This is a genomic window from Capnocytophaga sp. oral taxon 335 str. F0486, assembly GCF_000277665.1.
Lineage (GTDB): Bacteria > Bacteroidota > Bacteroidia > Flavobacteriales > Flavobacteriaceae > Capnocytophaga > Capnocytophaga ochracea.
On record NZ_AKFR01000010.1, the window covers coordinates 90,731 to 107,685 of the forward strand.

Consider the following 16,955-nt stretch of genomic DNA (forward strand, 5'->3'; position numbering starts at 1 on the left):
AATGCGAGCCACAAGAGCAGATAATGAAATGACGAACAAATGACGAACAAATGACGGTGCGATCCGCACGGGCAAATGAACAAATGACGAACAAATGACGAACAAATGACGAACAAATGACGAACAAATGACGGTGCGAGCCGCACGGGCAAATGAACAAATGACGAACAAATGACGAACAAATGACGAACAAATGACGAACAAATGACGAACAAATGACGAACAAATGATGAAGGAAAGATGAGGCTATGATAATTGTAAGAAAGTGTTTTTATCGTATTATGATGTAGGTGAAATCAATCTTTTAGTTATATTAAAATATTGGTAAATCAATTAATTAACAAATTGGGAGATTTTTTTTTCATCGTTCGCAATTATTTTAGTACTTTTGCACAAATTTTTTAGATTATGAATTTCGATGTAAAGGAGATTGTCTCCGCTACTATGGTGCTCTTTGCGGTAGTTGATATTATCGGAAGTGTGCCTATCATTATTAATCTGCGCAAAAAAGCAGGACGTATACAATCTGAGAAAACAGCTATTGTAGCCGGTATTTTGCTTATTCTGTTTTTATTTATAGGCAAGCAATTACTCAATTTGTTTGGAGTAACAGTTGAGGCATTTGCTGTAGCTGGGGCATTTATTCTCTTTTTTCTCGCCTTAGAGATGATTTTAGGTATCACCCTCTACAAAGGCACTACGCCTGAGACTGCCTCTATTGTCCCTTTGGCTTTCCCTATGGTGGCAGGAGCAGGGGCTCTCACTACTGTACTCTCCCTTAGGGCAAAGTTTTATGTAGAGAATATTATAGTGGCAATCCTCATTAATATGATTATTGTGTACGTAGTGCTTAAATCTTCGGAGAAAATAGAGAAGTTTTTAGGCAAACAGGGCATTACCGTAATTCACAACCTTTTTGGAGTTATACTTTTAGCGATTGCAGTAAACTTGTTTACTACTAATATTAGGGCGATGTTATTTGGTCAATGATGAATGACAAATAACAGTACGAACCTCACCGACAAATAAAAAATTACGAAAAAGCTACTAACCTCAAAGAATTATACCTAACAATTAAACAAAATGATAAACAAAGAAGATAATTTCTTTCTCTTAGCGGGACCTTGTGCTATAGAAGGGGAAGATATGGCGATGAAAATTGCTGAACATATAGTGAATATCACCCATAAACTGAATATATCCTACATTTTTAAAGGGAGTTTTAAGAAAGCCAATAGGAGTCGCGTAGATTCGTTTACGGGCATAGGCGATGAAAAGGCACTAAAAATACTCCAAAAAGTAGGGCAAACCTTTAATGTTCCTACTGTTACTGATATTCATCAGGTGAGCGATGCGGCGATGGCTGCCGAATATGTAGATGTACTGCAAATACCAGCTTTCCTGGTGCGCCAGACTGATTTAGTGGTGGCAGCAGCCGAAACGGGCAAGGTAGTGAACCTGAAAAAAGGTCAGTTTATGAGTCCTGAGAGTATGCAATTTGCCGTGCAAAAAGTATTTGATAGTGGCAATGAAAAAGCGTTGATAACTGACCGTGGCACGATGTTCGGTTATCAAGACTTGATAGTAGATTTTCGCGGAATTCCGACGATGCGCAAGTTTGCTCCCGTAGTAATGGACGTTACGCACTCGCTACAACAGCCTAACCAAAGTAGTGGGGTAACAGGCGGTCGCCCAGATATGATTGAAACCATTGCCCGCGCTGCTATTGTGAACAATGCCGATGGACTTTTTATCGAAACCCATTTTGACCCTGCTAACGCCAAAAGTGATGGGGCAAATATGCTACATCTCGACCTCCTTGAAGGTCTTTTAACGCGTTTGGTTGCCATTCGCAAAACAATTAACGAATTTTAATGAACTATACTGAAGCGCTTTCTAATCCTATTTTTAAACTCATAAGCGATATTTCGGCTGAGATATCCGTTGAAAGTTACGTGATTGGGGGCTTTGTACGCGATTATTTATTAGAGAAAAAACTTCCCAAAGACATCGATGTAGTATCAATCGGTAGTGGTATTTCGTTGGCTGAAAAAGTAGCTGAGCGATTGCCTAGTGCTCCTAAAGTATCGATATTTAAAAACTTTGGTACAGCAATGATTAAAGCCGATGGCTTAGATATTGAGTTTGTAGGGGCACGCCGTGAAAGTTATGAGGCAAACTCACGCAAGCCTTATGTAGAGAGTGGCACGCTACAAGACGACCAAAATCGTAGGGATTTCACTATCAACGCAATGGCTTTCTCTCTGAACAGAGATACTTTTGGCGAGCTTATCGACCCTTTTGACGGCTTAGGCGACTTAAAACGAAAGCTCATTCGTACCCCCTTAGACCCTGATATTACTTATTCAGACGACCCTTTGCGTATGATGCGTGCTATTAGGTTTGCTACCCAACTGAACTTTAAGATTGAAAAGCAGTCGCTAAAAGCTATTACTGATAATAAGGAACGGCTAAAAATCATCTCGAACGAGCGTATTGTAGAGGAACTGAACAAGATACTCGCTTCGCCTAAACCTTCTATTGGACTGAAATTGCTGTACGAAACGGGCTTGCTGCACTATATCCTCCCAGAACTCATTGCCTTGCAAGGGGTGGAGGAACACGACGGACAACGCCATAAAGATAACTTTTGGCATACCTTAGAAGTGGTGGATAATATATCAGAAAACACCGATAACCTTTGGTTACGCTGGGCTGCACTCTTACACGACATTGGCAAAGCACCTACCAAACGCTTCGACAAGAAGATAGGTTGGACATTTCACGGACACGAGTTTGTGGGGAGCAAGATGGTATATCACCTCTTCAAACGTTTGCGAATGCCTCTGAACGACAAGATGAAATACGTACAGAAAATCGTAAAGATGAGTTCGCGCCCTATTATCATCGCTGATGATATTGTTACTGATTCGGCTGTACGCCGTTTGGTATTTGATGCTGGAGAGGAGTTTGAAGACCTAATGACCCTCTGCGAAGCTGATATTACTACCAAAAACCCTAAGAAATTCAAAAAATATCACGACAATTTCCAGATAGTACGCCAAAAGGTAGTGGAAGTAGAAGAAAAAGACCACATTCGCAATTTCCAACCTCCGGTAAGCGGTGAAGAGATAATGCGGACGTTCAACTTACCTCCTTCACAACCGGTAGGAATGCTAAAAGAAGCGATAAAAGAAGCGATTTTAGAGGGGAAAATCCCTAATGAATACGAGGCTGCCAAAGCCTTTATGATGGAGAAAGCAAAGAAGATGAAGTTGATTTAGAGGTACGAGGTGCGAGCCGCACAGGCAGTGTGAGCCACACAGGCAGTGCGAGCCGTACAGGCGATTAATTTAGTAATGAGATTATGGTTTTTCATATTATTGCTGATGAGTCCGCTTTTGATGAGGGGGCAAGAAATGACGCGTATCAGAGGAAAAGTATTCTACAACAATGCGCCTTTGGAAGGGGTGCATATTCAAAACATAGACAACCAGCACTATACTACTACCGATGCTGAGGGGTCTTTTTCGATAGACGCTACCAAAGGACAGAGCTTAAAAGCTACGTATGTAGGCAAGAAAACACTTTACCATAGCCTTACACAAGTGGATTTACAGCGATTGGTTGTTTTGAAAATGACTGATATTACTATTGCATTAGAAGAAGTGAGTGTTACTGAAAAACCTAAGATTACTGCTCAGAGTTTGGGTATTTTACAACATACTCCAAAAGAACGCACTTGGGAAGAGAAACGGAAGTACGCTAATACAGATATTCTTCAAATAGACAAATTCTCCCTCTACAAACTACTAGTAGGAAATGTGAGTTTTAATTTCAATGCAATTATCAACCACCTGAACGGAAAGGCAAAGATTATAAAGCAACAAGTTATCAATGAAAAGAACCTAAGGGTGGCACATTACATCGTAAATGAGATGGGCAACTACCTCAAAAATGAACATCACCTAACGGAAGAAGAAATAGGCACCTTAGCTTTCTATGTAATGGAAAAACCCGAAGCACATCGGCTTGTAGAGCGAAAAGACAACAAGCAATTAGAATTTATGTTATACGAATGGTGGAATGAATTAACTAATTTACAGAAAGAAGAAACAAAAAAAAATGTTAATAATTAATTGTTATTTAATAATTAATTTGTACCTTTGCTAACGAAAAACAACGCTGATAAAATATATAACAAGAGTCAGCCTCTATATAAAATTAATTTTATGAAAAGTATTGAAACAGCAAAAATGTGGCTTTCTGACACTTTTGATGCAGAAACCCGCAACAAGGTTCAAGCCCTCATCGACGGAAATCCCGATGAGCTCAACGAAGCCTTTCACAAGAACTTAGAGTTCGGTACTGGTGGTATGCGTGGTATTATGGGAATTGGTACTAACCGAATCAACAAATACACGTTAGGCAAAAACACCCAAGGATTGAGCAACTACCTCAAAAAATGCTTCCCTAACCAAGAGATTAAAGTGGCTATCGCTCACGACTGTCGCAATAACTCTAAGAAGTTTGCCAAAATAGTAGCCGATGTGTTTGCTGCTAATGGCATAAAAGTATTCCTCTTCTCTGACCTCCGCCCTACCCCAGAGCTTTCGTTTACAGTACGCTACTTAGGCTGCCAAGCAGGTATCGTGCTTACCGCTTCTCACAATCCACCTGAATACAACGGTTATAAAGTGTATTGGCAAGACGGCGGACAAACCGTACCACCTGAAGATGGTGATATTATGAAAGCTATTGAAGCCCTTGACTTCAAAGACATCAAATTCAACGCCGATGAGAGTCTTATTCACTACATCGACAAAGAACTTGACAATGCTTTTGCCGAAGCATCTATCAAACACGGAGACTTCAATGCTCCTGAGAAAGACAAGCTAAAAATTGTATTTACTTCTTTGCACGGAACGTCTATCACTATGGTTCCCGATGTGCTCAAACGCGCTGGCTTTACCAATGTACACATCGTAGAGGAACAAGCTGTACCTGATGGCAATTTTCCTACGGTAAAATCACCTAACCCCGAAGAGCCGGAAGCTCTTACGTTGGCACTCAAAAAAGCAGACGCAATAGGAGCTGATATCGTAATAGGTACCGACCCCGATTGCGACCGTATAGGTATAGCCGTTCGCGACCTTCACGGCAAAATGGTGCTACTTAACGGTAACCAAACAATGGTAATGATGACCGACTTTCTCTTGGCACAACAAAGCAAAAAAGGCTTTAAAGGCAATGAGTTTGTAGCTTCTACTATTGTTTCGACTCCTATGGTTCACGCAATTGCTAATGCTTACAAAGTGCAATACAAAGAAGGACTCACGGGCTTTAAATGGATTGCCAAGATGATAAAAGACTTCCCTAAGCTCACTTTCATAGGCGGTGGAGAGGAAAGCTTCGGTTATATGGTTGGTGATTTCGTACGCGATAAAGATGCCGTAACTGCGACCCTATTGGCTTGTGAGATTGCTGCATTTGCTAAAGCTAAAGGCAGTTCGTTCTACAAAGAATTGCTACACGCTTATACTAAATACGGATTCTACAAAGAGTACCTCATTTCCTTAGTGAAAAAAGGTATTTCGGGCTCAGAAGAGATTGCTAAGATGATGAAAAACTTGCGCGAAAATCCGTTGAAGGAAATTAACGGAGAAAAAGTAACGCTGATTTGCGATTACCAATCGTCTAAGGCATTCCACCCACTTACTGGCAAAGTAGAAGAAATAGACGTTCCTAAATCGAATGTGCTCATCTACCACACCGATAAGGGTACCCGCGTAGCAGCACGCCCCAGCGGTACAGAGCCTAAGATTAAGTTTTATTTCAGTGTAAATACATCTTTGAGCAGTGTAGACGCTTTTGAAGCAACTCAAAAGGTTTTGGACGGAAAAATCCAAAAGATAGTAGAAGAGTTGAAATTAAAATAGTGAACCACTCTATATACTCTATATAGAGTCCGCAAATAGACAGTACCTCTGCATTCAACAATTGAATGCAGAGGTACTTTTTTTGAAGAAAGAAATATATAAAACAGAAAACAGAGCCCCTCTTACAAGGAACTCCGTTTTCATCTTCAATAAAGCTAAAAATCTTTATCTTTATTTGTAACCAGGTGTTTGAGTAACGAGTGTATCTCTACTGATAATATCAGAATTGATAGGCCAAAGTAGCTTATGTGCTTCTGTATTTTGGTTCAGTATAGGCTCTACATTGCCCGCCACTGTACCATAGCTTGCCTCTTTTGAAAATACAAGAGGTTTACCAGAGGCATCTTGTAGACGGCGAACATCAAACCAGCGTTTAGATTCGGCTACAAACTCTTTATCACGTTCTTTCAAGATAGCTAACTCACCATCAGCAAAGTTAGTATGTGTATACGCATTAGCTGAAGTATAATTTGAACCATAAGCCCTCTGTCTAATTTGGTTGATATAAGTAGAGGGGTCAGAGCCTTGCTTATTAGCTATCTCAGCATACATCAACAGTACATCGGCATAGCGGTATACAGGTATATCATCAGAGAAAACACGAGTGTTCGCTGAGTTTATAAAGCCTATATATTTGATGAGAGCTATCCCTCTCCCTTGTGTTTTAGCTGCATTAGAGTAAAACGATAGGAATGTAGTAGCTCTACGGGTATCAGTAGCATCAAAAGCCTGAAACAATTCAAATTTATACTCATTGAATAAGAACCCTGACTGAATCTTTAAGGGGTCATTATTAGGAAAAGCTTTCCCAGTTTCATCGTATTTATTGATAAAATTAGGTGGGTAATACATAAATGAGTTGAACGGAGTACTTGCTTCATTTTCTAAAAAAGCCATTGCAAATATAATCTCATTATTTTGCTTTTTATTGTAAGCAAATACATCAGCATAGTTAGGTAAAAGGCTAAATTTACCTGAACTAGCTACCTTGTCTAATGCTTCTTTTGCAGCGTCTAAATCAGATGCAGAAGGAACTTGGTCACCGGTAGTGACTTTGGCTGACCAAAGATAAATCTCAGCTTTAAGCATTAAGGTAGCATAATATGACCAATGTATTCTATCAAAATTATTCACTCTGTTAGAATCTGTAAAATATTTTTCAGAGTTATTAATATCGGTCTTTATAAAATCTAAAGTAGCTTTTGGAGTACTGCGAGGCGTAAATAATTCTTTACCACTACTAGGCGTCTTGTCTAATATTTCAGTTCCAGTTTTAATGGGTACACCCCCATAGGTTCTATAAAGCCAAAAATAGTACCACGCACGCATTCCGTACATTTGCCCTAAATAATAATTCTTATTGGTTTCACTTAAATAATTGGCTTCTTGAATATTCTTAATAGCATTGTTAATATTAAAAATCTTTCCATAAAAGTCAAACCAAGAACTGTTATTAGGATTTTGAGCAGAAAAGTTCTGTATTTTTATATCGGAATAATATATATTCTGCTCTAATGATGACGTACCACCGGGCACCATAGTACCTCCACGTGCTTCACCCATTATCCAATAGTTAAAATCATTACTCCTAAATTGGTTATGCACTCCCTCGATAGCTCCTACTACTTGAGCTTCATTTTTCCAGAAGTTACCACTACCATTATAGTCCTCTGGAACAAGGTCTAAATCATTACAAGAGACTGTAAGTAATAGCCCTGCGATAATTGTTATATATTTTAAAACTTTCATATGTTGCATTTTTTAAAAGGTTAGATTTAATCCTAAGATAATAGTCCTTGGCAATGGATAGCCTGAGTTTGATTGTCCCAAAGCCTCAGGAGAATAAGTTTCGGCTTTAGTAAGGTAACCTAAGTTCTGACCTATCAAAGATAGCTCTAAATTATCAAGTCCCATTTTACTAACTATATCTTTTTGGAAATTATAACTAAGAGCTATCTCACGGAAGGCTAAGTAACTTCCTTCATAAATAAACATTGTTGAACTACGGTAGTAATTACGTTTACCAAGCTGGTCAGCCCAATAATATTTAGGATATTTAGCAGTAGGATTATCGGGTGTCCAAGTATCATTTACCTGTTTAACAGTGTTAAAAGTACCTTGCATATTACCTAAGTACCAAGGTAATGAGTTACCTATTGAGATACGCTGTTTGAAGTTGAGCGCATAGTCCATACGAGCAGAAAGTCGAATATTTTTATAACTTAAGGTAGTATTGATACCTCCTGTCCATTTAGGGTAAATATTACCAGCTTTCACTAAGTCATAATTATCAATTTTACCATCTCCATTCACATCTCTCCAAATTACATCTCCAGGCTGGATAGGAAGTCCTTTTTCTTTTTCAGCATCGCTTAGTCTTGCCCAAGCGGCAGGCCCGTATAGTTTTTTAGGCCCGGTTTCATCAACTAAATTATTAGCCAAGCGTCTTACTTGTTCTTCATTTTGGTATATACCTAACGCTTCGTGAGCATACATATCACCAGGCTCTTGTCCTTCTTGATAACCTCCTACCCATTCTTTTTTACCTGTGGTAGGGTTATATGCCTCAATAGCATTTTGTCTATTATTAGGGTAACCGTTATGAGGCAGTTTTACTACTGTATTTTTGTTATAAGCAGCATTTATTGCTAAACTCCAATGCAAATCATTCTTATCAATAATCCGGAAGTTGGTTTCCATCTCCACCCCTCTGTTTCTGAAAGAACCATTGTTAGTATTGATAGCAGAAGCACCTGATGAGTGTGGAAGTGTCATTGACTGTATCTTATCACTTGTCAAACGATCGTACAATGTAAAATTAGCATTGATACGGTTTTGGATAAAACCTAAATCTAATCCAACTTCAAAGGTACGCGTTTTCTCCCAACGAAGTCCTTTATTAGGAAAAGTACCTATGGCATAGCCTACTGCCCCATTGTACTTATTAGTGCCATAAGAACCTTGTAAGGTATAATCACCTATAAATTTATCTGGCACATTACCATTCAAACCAAAACTGGTTCTGAGTTTTGCAAACGAAAGTACTCGTTTTATATTGTCAGGAATAAACTCTTCACGGGTGATAATCCAACCCAGAGAGGCTGCAGGGAAGTTACCCCAACGGTTATTAATCAATCGAGAATATCCATCACGGCGAATAGTAAATGAAAACAAATACTTATCAGCATAGTCATAGTTTAAACGTCCAAAATATGATTTGATTCTATTGCCATAATGATATGAATCTATCCCACGTTTACCTTCTTTGTTAGAAGTCAAACCTAAGTCTTGGAATTCATCGGTAGGTGCTTCTGAGCCTGAAGCACTAAGCCCGCGTGTATAGCTGTCGTAGTACTCATAACCTGCCATAGCATCAAAGTGATGAGATTTTATATCAAACTTGTAGTTTAAGATACTATTATAAGTTTGGCGTATAGTTCTTTTAAAGCTAGCTGAAGTACTTCTAGTTCTACTCCAGTTATTAGCAGCTTTACCTGGTGAGGTTTGGTGGTCTTTATTAAAGCTTTCATAATATTCTTCATCAAACATCACTTGTCCACTCACTGTTAATGAAAGTCCTTTGTACAAATCAGCTCTAAGACTTTGTCCGAAATTAATTTTATTTGTATTATTATCACGAAGAAATATATTTTCATAAAAACGTGGGTTACCGTCAGCACCACCACGTCCCATTACTATCTGCCCATTTACTTTTTCTTTTTGAGTAGGGGGAGCTGAAAGCATACGTCCAAAATAGGCATCATCTGCAGAAGTATTCACATTTTTATACCAAGTAGCATAGGCTATTGAGAAGTTGCTGGTGGAAGTAAGCCAAGGTTTTAACTTATACTCAGCGTTCAAAGTACCAGTGAGTCGCTTATACCAACTCTTGATAGGCAAACCTTCTTGGTTATAATAGCCCAAACCAGCATAATATTTTCCTTTGTCATTACCTCCTGTCATTGATAACGAATAGTCTCTAGTAAGAGCAAAAGGACGGAAAGCTGCCTTTTTGAAATCAAAATCATAAAAAATAAGTTCTTTACCTGTAATAGGATCCGTCATCGTTTGCCATCCTTCTGAAAGAAGTTTTTGTTTTTGAGAAGGTGAAAGGCTTTCTGAGAACATAGTAGACCAATATGAATTGGCACTTTCATTAGGATTTAATACCGTATCATCGGTCATACTTTTGAAGTGTTTATTACCTGTACCGTAAGGCTGTGCACCACTTAAACTCGCTTCGTTAGTAAATCCTTTCCAATCACCTGAAGCATTTTGCCATACACGGGCACTATTACGTACCGCCGTACGTTGCCAATAAAGATAATCACGTGCATTGAGAAACTCTACTTGGTTATTCATATAAGCAAATCCGTGCTTCAATTTTACATTCAGTGACGAAACACCTGCTCTACCTCTTTTAGTAGTTACCAATACTACCCCATTACTGGCTCTTGCTCCATAAATAGCAGTAGCACCAGCATCTTTTAATATATCCATTGATTCAATATCATCGGGGTTGATGTCATTCAATCCCCCTCTGATTTGTCCATCTATGATAACAAGGGGTGAGCCTGAACCATCAAGATTAGTACCTCCACGAAGTACTAAGGTAGGAGCTGCTCCTGGACTTCCTGAAGTCTGTGCTACCCTGAGTCCTGCCACTGCTCCTGAAAGAGCTTGAGCAGGGTTAGAAAAAGAACCGGTTGATAATACTTCTGTTTTCACTGAAGCAATAGAACTCGTTACTTTTGCTTTCTTTTGTGTACCTCCATAAGCAGTAAGCACTACTTCTTCCAATACATTCGCTTCTTCCTTTAACGACACATTAATAGGGCGACTACCTGTTACTCTTCTCTCTTGGGTAGTATACCCTACAAAGCTAAATACAAGAATATCACCCTCCTTTGCAGTGAGGGTATAGTTCCCTTCAAAGTCGGTCTGGGCACCGTGTGTGGTACCTTTCACAACTACAGCAGCGCCTGGCAACGGCATTTCATCAGAAGAAACCGTCCCTTTCACTATTATCTCTTGCGCCCAACCTATTGTGGTAAAAAACAACAAGAAGAATACATTAAATAAATACTTTTGCTTCATTACTTTAAATTTTTACTGATTGATTTTATAAATACAATGGGGTGGTAGGTTAATTACATTTTATATATACTACATTTGGTTACATTTTTTAAAGAAATCAATGCTTTCCAATTCTTTCTTAATGACTACTTCCTCTTCATCAGTAATGTTTTGGAAAGGCGTACGATTGATACCTAAGTCTAAACCAAGCAACTTCATTATACGCTTGCCGCAAACTATGTTGCCACGATATTTAGCAATTACATTTATCACGTCTTGGGCGTAGTTTTGCAACTCAGCAGCTTTGGCAATATTGCCTTTGTGATATTCATCTATGATACCTACCAATACCTTGCCTATATAGCTACCAGTACCGCTAATGCCACCACGAGCACCCCCCATTACAAGAGCATTGAGGATAGTCTCATCTAAGCCGTAAAGCATATCGTATTTACCATTGTTGTACAACATACATTGGTTGTACTCATAAAGTGGTTCGTAGGTGTATTTGATACCCGCTAAGTTAGGAATACGTCCGTCAGCTGCTTTAAGGAACGGCAACATAGGAAGGTACACCCCATTGAGCACAGGGATATGGTAAAAATAGAAAGGCAGATTAGGTGCTCCACAAGCTATTTCTTCGCAGTATTTCACCAGCTCCTCTATCCTACCCGCTTTGGGGAAAGGTGAAGCCATTGCCCCTATACCGAAAGCTCCAATTTCTTGGGCGTGCTGTGCCATTTTATGGCTATCTTTTATGCAGGTAGCTCCACAGTGTACAATCACTTTGAAGCCTTTGGGAGCTACTGATACCCACTTTTCGGCTATCTTCATACGTTCTTCAACTGTCATCATATAGCCTTCACCTGACGAACCGTTGATAAATACCCCTATCAATCCATTTTTTTGCAAGAGTTTTGCATACTGATCAATAGGGTCTAAATTTACTTCTCCTTTCTTGTCAAAAGGTGTAAAGGGCGCTACTATTAGCCCATTAATTTTTTCAAATGTCATTTTATTTAGTTATTTATTTATTCCTCTCCCTCTCCTTTCTTCCCCTCCCAAAAAGGAAGGGGAAGGGGAACCTCAAAAGCAATAATAAGGAGAGTGTTTATTAATAATTCTATTTCAATTAGCTCCTTCTTGGGAAGAGTTGGGGAGGATTATTCTCCACACAATTCTCTCTTAGGTTTTAAGAATAGCAACATCAGTACAATGGCTATTAAGATAATCACCGAGAGTTTGCTAAAATCAGCTCCTAAGTTGCCCGCATCGGTAGAAGTACCGAGCATTAAGGTAACAGCATAGCCCGAAAATACGCCTCCCATATTCATAATGCCATAAGCCGTAGCGCGTTGCTGTTGCGGAATAATTTGGCATAAGATAGGCATATTGTTGGTATCGAACATTCCGTAGCCAACGCCAAAGAGCAAGGTTGCCCCTATCATTGCCACGTACGACTCACCAAAGCCTATGAGTATCAAGGCAGGAATCGTGATCCCTAAGCCAATAGTACTAGTATAGATGCGCGCTTTGATATTTGTCTGTACCCAGCGGTCGGATAATGTACCTCCTATGAGCACTCCCAAGAAAGAAGATATAGCTATAGAAATTGTTGCTATGGGGCCTGCGGTAGCCATTGGTACATTTAAGTTAGTAGCAAAGAGCGTAGGCAACCAGTTCTTAGTTCCCCAACCTGGAAAGCTCGATGCCATAAAGTAGAACAAGAGTATCCAGAAAGAGAAAGTGCCGAACACAAGAGCAAGCGACGACAATAATGAGTTTTTCGGTGCTGGTGTTGCTTGTGTAGTTGCTTGTGGTTTGCGCTCTATGTCAAAGAGAGTAAATACCAAAAAGAAAGCATACACTATCCCTACCATACCAAACCAGTGAAACACAGTATGCCAAGTATAGTTAGAGGCAATGGTAGCTCCAAAGCCTCCTAAGGCTTGTCCTGCATAGAGTCCCGACATATGAATACCTATAGCCAAAGAGCGTGTTTTTGAAGTATGGTAATCGGCTATCATAGAAAGAGCAGTAGCTAAGTAAAGCGCCTCACTGAGTCCCATTAAGGCGCGCAGCCAATACACCTGATTAAAGGTTGTCGCATAACCCATACCATAAGTTACTGCCGACCATACAAACAGGCTTCCTACAATCATCCACTTGCGGTTCACGCGGTCGGCAATAATACCAGCCACAGGGCTCATCAATCCGTAGATAAGAAGGAACACTCCCATCAGCCTACCAAAGTTTTCTCCCACAGCAAGCTCTTTGATATCCATTTTCATCGACTCCTGCATCGTGGAGAGCATTTGTCGATCTAAATAATTGAGTAGTGCCACCACCCATAGCAATGCCACTACTATCCAAGGGTATATTTTACTGTTTTTCATAGTATCAATTGTTATATTGGTTTGTTAAAAAACCTCCCTACGGTCAGGAAATCTAACAGATCAACAAAAGTTTGTTTGATTTTGTTTTTTTTGATTGATTTCTGAGGCGTAGCCTCTCCCTTAAGTAAGTATATACTATTTTACCACAACTTTGAAAGTTTTATTGCTACGTACACCGGGTTTTAGTTCTCCTTGTACGAGGTAGAACTCATCTGGAGAGCCTACTAAGGTAGCGCCTGCTCGAGCGAAATCAGTTTGTGTATCGAGCACCAACCACTCTTGCGTGTGAGTATCGAACAGATAACACTCTTTATTGAAACGATAGTACTCAATGGGCTGTGTCATATAATGCGACATATAATCGTAGTTTTTCTGCTTGCGTGTCTCATCAGTGAGGGTAGTATCTCGACCTATATGATAGAGGTCGGTGATGGTTTTTAAGAAAAGTGTCGCATTTACACCTCCAAAGCAAGCAATATAGCGGTTATCAATAGCCAAAGCTGTAGCTCCTGTGAGCGAAAATAGTACTTTATCAGGACTTTCTTGTGTAGCTACTTTTTGCCATTGTTGTTGTTGCACACTATACCTCCACACAGTAGTAGAGAGGGTAGGCACGCGGGTAGTATCCCCCCCGAAAAAGCCTCCTAACAAGAATAAGTGTGTATCACCCTCTTGTTCCATCGCTACTAATACAGGTTGTACACTGGGCTCTTCGGGAAAATCAGGCAAGCGATGCCACTCTTTATCAGTAGCAGTATCGATATAATACACTTTGTTAGAGGGCTTTCCCGAAGCACTACCTCCCGCTACAAACACCTTGCTACCTATGCTCGCACCTGCAAAGTTGTCGAGTGGTTCAGGCAAAGAGGGGAAAGAAGTAAGCGTAATGCCTTTTTCTTTTGAATACTGCACCTTATAGCAATTGGCTAAAGAGTGTGTAGCCGTCTGTCCTCCTATCCACAGATAGCCAGTAGGAATCGCTACCGATACCCCATAAGCCGCTGCTTCAGGAAGTTTGCCTACTGTTTGCCATTGGTTTTGTGTTTTATTGAAGTGAAGTATTTCATCGTAAAACACTTTCTTTCCGCCTTCAAACCCGAGTTTATCAGGGAAGTTACACCCTCCTGCTACCAATAATTCACCGTTGAGCAGGGCAGCATAAGAAGCCGAAACGCCTTTCTGCAAATCGCCTTCCAAGCCTTGGGTGGTAAGTGTTGTAATATTAATTTTCATAGGTTGTTTTTTTTGGGTTTCTGTACAAGCCGTCAATATTATTAGAGATAAAACGAATAGTGCAGACTTTGCCAAAGGTGCGAGCCGCACGGGCAGGAAACTTTGGCAAAGTAGCTTAGACTTTGTCAAAGTTTTTCTGTTCATTATTTGTCTTTTATCATTAACCATTAACAACTAACCATTAATCATTGCAATTGTTTTCCACACTTGATATAAGCCACGTGGTACGTGAAAACAGCCCTTCCATTTACCGCCTTTGAGGTCTAAGAGCACTTCGCCTTGGCGGTTGAGGTACCCCCACCATTCGCGATGTTTAGGGTCTTTAAAATGTTCCCAAGTGTAATGATGCACTTTCTCAAACCACTGCAAGCACTCTTTATTACCAGTGAGTTGATATCCTTTTATCAGCGAGATAAGCGTTTCTATATGTACCCACCACAGTTTCTGATCCCATTCTAATTGTTGGGGCGGACAGCCTTTTCTATCCATAAAGTAGTAAATACCGCCATACTGTTTATCCCAACCGTAGTCAATCATTTTTAGAGTAGTTTGCACCGCCTTTTCGATGAGCTCAGGACGATTGAGACGTTTGCCTAAGTCCATTATAAACCACATTGCCTCAATGGCGTGACCGGGGGTAAGCTGACGACCTTCAAAAGTATCAGATAGCGAACCGTCTGCATTTACATTTTCTACTACGATGCCACCCAGTTCAGGGCGTAAAAATACGTCCATTACTTCGTGAATACAAGTATCCATCGTTTTCTCGATAAAAGCCTCGTCCAATAAGGGTTCTATCTCCAATGCCAAATTACAGAGAATCATAGGCAAGGCAAAGTTTTTAAGCGAACGAGTGCCTGGGTAGGCTTTGTTCCATTTTCCCTTAGGATTATCTTGTTTGGAAAGGATAATATCAAAAGTGCGTTTGGCTATATCGGCATATTCCTGATTGCCTGTGGCAATGCTCAACTGACCGAAAGCCATCGTAGCAAAGGTATAAGAGAAAATATTATAAGGTTCCACAAGAGGGTTACCTTGTCGGTCTAATGAAAAATACCAGTTTAGGTTTCCGTCGTGTCCGTATTTTTTGAGGAACTCTGCTCCTTGTATAGCGCAATCCAACCATTCTTGCCGTTTTTCTACACGGTTATAAAGCATTGCAAAGAGCCATACTTCACGCCCTTGTAACCAAATAAACTTATCGGTATCAAATACATTTCCTTGGCGGTCAAGACAAGTAAAATAACCACCATATTCTTTGTCTTGCGATTTCTCTAGCCAAAACGGAATCACGTTTTGTAACAATTCATCGCGATATTGTTTTTCTAATTGTTTAAAATCCATTATTAAAATAGTATCTTAGTTTTAATTGTGATTTAGTTTTTATTCTTCTTTAATCGACGGGGCAAAATAACAAATAAAAAATGATATGACCAAATATTTAATAAAGTTTTTTTATATATAAATTTTATGAAATGTTGATTTTAGGTATAACATACTGATTTACATATATATTTGAATTAAACAGAAAGTATTATATTTTCGTATTATTTCGAAAAAACAACTATAAACAATCTTTTTATTTTCTATTTCATTCAAAAATCTATCATAAAGAATAATTTAAAATATTTTATTTTACAAATTCTACATAGCATAAAAACTACAATAATAAAACTTTTAATTAATAACAGCCTATTAATTTATTTGAAATAGAAAATAAAGCGCATAATAATAAAATAGAAGAGTCATATTAATATGTATAAAGCAAAGCATATAGCTTCATACTGTATTTTATTTCCAAGAATAAATCCATCATTTTCCTATTGCAATAGAGTCTCTCTCTTTTCTGTTACACATTATATATTAGTCATTTACAAACCACTCCCTATATTTCAACACTTATATTACTTCTCAAAACCTATTCTCTTTCATTGTTCCATTATCTACCCGTATCGCTCACACCGTTATTTGTATGAACATTGCCAAAATTTCAAACCTTTGGCAATGTTAAAATCCACTAATAACCTTCTTCTTATCTCTCTCTTAGATTTAGCTTACCTTCTTTTTTCCTTCGTCATTTGTTCGTCTTTACGTCGCTTTATTTCCTCCTTTGGAGCAGGTTAGGGAGAGGTTTTGTTCGTCTTTTCTATATCTGTCCGTGTAACTCACACTGTCTTTTATTCATTATAGACCCACTGTAGACCCACTGTAGACCCACTGTAGACCCACTGTAGACCCACTGTAGACCCACTGTAGACCCACTGTAGACCCACTGTAGACCCACTGTAGACCCACTGTAGACCCACTGTAG

11 protein-coding genes are annotated in these 16,955 nt (G+C 39.3%); 5 read left to right on the forward strand and 6 right to left on the reverse strand.

Going from position 1 to position 16,955, the window contains the following annotated elements; all coding sequences use genetic code 11:
* Positions 1-408 precede the first annotated feature (408 nt).
* The 5 genes from HMPREF1320_RS01610 to HMPREF1320_RS01630 all read left to right on the forward strand — a co-directional run bounded on the left by HMPREF1320_RS01610 (position 409) and on the right by HMPREF1320_RS01630 (position 5,939).
* Positions 409-990, forward strand: a complete 582-nt coding sequence (locus HMPREF1320_RS01610; RefSeq protein WP_009751479.1) for a MarC family protein — start codon at positions 409-411, stop codon at positions 988-990.
* A 93-nt stretch (positions 991-1,083) separates the two neighbouring features.
* Positions 1,084-1,875, forward strand: coding sequence for a 3-deoxy-8-phosphooctulonate synthase (kdsA, locus tag HMPREF1320_RS01615; RefSeq protein ID WP_002672353.1), 792 nt, complete (start codon positions 1,084-1,086; stop codon positions 1,873-1,875).
* Complete coding sequence (locus HMPREF1320_RS01620) at positions 1,875-3,284, forward strand: CCA tRNA nucleotidyltransferase (protein WP_009751446.1); 1,410 nt, start codon at positions 1,875-1,877, stop codon at positions 3,282-3,284. Before kdsA ends, HMPREF1320_RS01620 begins: the two co-directional genes overlap by 1 nt.
* A gap of 75 nt (positions 3,285-3,359) precedes the next feature.
* Positions 3,360-4,139: a carboxypeptidase-like regulatory domain-containing protein gene (locus tag HMPREF1320_RS01625; protein ID WP_232207521.1), complete on the forward strand. Its 780-nt coding sequence runs from the start codon at positions 3,360-3,362 to the stop codon at positions 4,137-4,139.
* Between the two features lie 93 nt (positions 4,140-4,232).
* Positions 4,233-5,939: a phospho-sugar mutase gene (locus tag HMPREF1320_RS01630; protein ID WP_034553814.1), complete on the forward strand. Its 1,707-nt coding sequence runs from the start codon at positions 4,233-4,235 to the stop codon at positions 5,937-5,939.
* Between the two features lie 171 nt (positions 5,940-6,110).
* Here the strand turns inward: HMPREF1320_RS01630 and HMPREF1320_RS01635 are convergent, their stop codons facing one another.
* The 6 genes from HMPREF1320_RS01635 to HMPREF1320_RS01660 form a co-directional block, all read right to left on the reverse strand.
* The gene (locus HMPREF1320_RS01635) at positions 6,111-7,688 is read right to left on the reverse strand and encodes a RagB/SusD family nutrient uptake outer membrane protein (protein WP_009751484.1); all 1,578 of its coding nucleotides are present in this window, start codon (positions 7,686-7,688) and stop codon (positions 6,111-6,113) included.
* A gap of 12 nt (positions 7,689-7,700) precedes the next feature.
* Positions 7,701-11,036 (reverse strand): SusC/RagA family TonB-linked outer membrane protein, encoded by a 3,336-nt coding sequence (locus tag HMPREF1320_RS01640; RefSeq protein ID WP_009751463.1) that lies wholly within the window; start codon positions 11,034-11,036, stop codon positions 7,701-7,703.
* Positions 11,037-11,105: 69 nt separating this feature from the next.
* Positions 11,106-12,029 carry a dihydrodipicolinate synthase family protein gene (locus tag HMPREF1320_RS01645; RefSeq protein ID WP_009751441.1) on the reverse strand — a complete coding sequence of 308 codons (924 nt, stop codon included), beginning with the start codon at positions 12,027-12,029 and terminating at the stop codon, positions 11,106-11,108.
* 149 nt (positions 12,030-12,178) lie between these two features.
* Positions 12,179-13,411, reverse strand: coding sequence for an MFS transporter (locus tag HMPREF1320_RS01650; protein ID WP_009751435.1), 1,233 nt, complete (start codon positions 13,409-13,411; stop codon positions 12,179-12,181).
* Positions 13,412-13,546: 135 nt separating this feature from the next.
* Positions 13,547-14,812, reverse strand: a complete 1,266-nt coding sequence (locus HMPREF1320_RS01655; RefSeq protein WP_034553811.1) for a cyclically-permuted mutarotase family protein — start codon at positions 14,810-14,812, stop codon at positions 13,547-13,549.
* 6 nt (positions 14,813-14,818) lie between these two features.
* Entirely contained in the window at positions 14,819-15,988 is a 1,170-nt protein-coding gene (locus HMPREF1320_RS01660; RefSeq protein WP_002672367.1) for an AGE family epimerase/isomerase, read from the reverse strand.
* Positions 15,989-16,955: the final 967 nt, after the last annotated feature.